Genomic DNA, 1124 nt, shown 5'->3' with positions numbered 1-1124 from the left:
CGTCATGATGATGGGCCGGCTGGGGCCGGATACGCTGGCCAGTGGCGCGCTTGGCGCCAACCTCTATTTCATGCCGCTGATCTTCGGCCTCGGCCTGATGCTGGCGACATCGCCGATGATCGCCACCGAGCTTGGCCGCCGCCGCTATTCGGTGCGCGACCTGCGCCGCACCGTGCGCCAGGGCCTGTGGCTGGCGATCCTGATCTCGATCCCAATCTGGCTCGTGCTTTGGCACGGCGAAGGCATTCTGCTGGCCATGGGCCAGGAACCGGCACTGGCGCATCAGGCCGGCATCTATCTGCGCTGGCTCGAATGGGCGGTGCTGCCCTTCTACTTCTATATCGTGCTGCGCTCGTTCATCTCGGCGCTGGAGCGGCCGGGCTGGGCGCTGGTCATCGTCTTTGTTGCCGTCGCCTGCAATGCCTTCTTCAACTGGGTGTTCATGTTCGGCAATCTCGGCGTGCCGTCGATGGGCATTGCCGGGTCGGGCCTTGCCACCTCGCTGTCCTCAACGCTGATGTTCATCGGCCTGGCTGCCGTGGTGATGCTGGAGAAGAAGTTCCGCCGTTATCGTCTGTTCGGACGGTTCTGGCGATCGGACTGGCCACGCTTCAAGGGCCTGTTGCGGCTCGGCCTGCCGATTGCCGGCATTCTCGCCTTCGAGGTGACTATCTTCAATGCGGCCGCCCTGCTGATGGGCCTGATCGACGCGGATTCGCTGGCCGCGCACGCGATCGCCATCCAGATCGCCTCGATCTCCTTCATGGTGCCGCTTGGCCTCAACCAGGCGGTGACGGTGCGCGTCGGCCTTGCGCATGGCGCCGGCAATCCGCAAGGCGTGTCGCGCGCCGGCTGGACCGCCTTCGTCATCGGCGTCTCGTTCATGGCGCTGATGGGGCTGGTGATGATCCTGTGGCCGCATCCGCTGATCAGCGCCTTCATCGATCTGAGCAATCCGGCCAATGCCAGGGTGATCGAACTTGCCGTGTCGTTCCTGGTCTTCGCGGCGCTATTCCAGGTCTTCGACGGCGCCCAGGCGGTGGCCGCCGGCATGCTGCGCGGCCTGCACGACACCAAGGTGCCGATGATCTATGCCGCGAGCGGCAGGCCGACGCCCCAATAGC

General features: G+C 65.1%; 1 protein-coding gene. It reads left to right on the top strand.

Annotated features, from left to right (window positions below; all coding sequences use genetic code 11):
- Positions 1 to 1123: MATE family efflux transporter (locus tag EN884_RS36605; RefSeq protein WP_245492060.1), on the top strand; the 1123-nt coding region annotated here is incomplete at its 5' end.
- Between the last annotated feature and the right edge of the window lies 1 nt (position 1124).

Source organism: Mesorhizobium sp. M7A.F.Ca.AU.001.01.1.1 (genome assembly GCF_004022735.1).
GTDB classification, from domain to species: domain Bacteria; phylum Pseudomonadota; class Alphaproteobacteria; order Rhizobiales; family Rhizobiaceae; genus Mesorhizobium; species Mesorhizobium ciceri.
This window is presented reverse-complemented; position numbering and strand designations above follow the sequence as displayed.